Annotated in this window: 1 protein-coding gene; it reads right to left on the bottom strand. The window is 43.7% G+C overall.

Annotated features, from left to right (window positions below):
• Positions 1-284, bottom strand: a 284-nt coding sequence (locus R0J87_RS19580; protein WP_498888336.1) for an S-adenosylmethionine:tRNA ribosyltransferase-isomerase, incomplete at both ends; no start/stop codon positions are given.

Below are 284 nucleotides of genomic sequence, written 5' to 3'. Positions count from 1 at the left end.
CTCTCAGAAGTGACATTAATAATCAACATCGCATCGCCAAAAGAATAGAAGCGATACTGATGCGCGATCGCGCTGTCATACAACGATAATAGCCGTTCCCGCCCGATAAACGCACTGACTAACATTAACAAGCTCGATCGCGGTAAATGAAAATTCGTAATCAGTCCATCCACCACTTGCAACTCATAGCCTGGATAGATAAATAAATCAGTTTTCCCACAAAACACCTCAAAATTCCCCTCTTTTGCAGCAACTGCTCCTTCTAAGGCTCTCACAACGGTTGT

It is taken from the genome of Halomonas sp. SIMBA_159, assembly GCF_046536035.1.
Classification (GTDB): Bacteria; Pseudomonadota; Gammaproteobacteria; order Pseudomonadales; family Halomonadaceae; genus Vreelandella; species Vreelandella venusta_A.
This window is presented reverse-complemented; position numbering and strand designations above follow the sequence as displayed.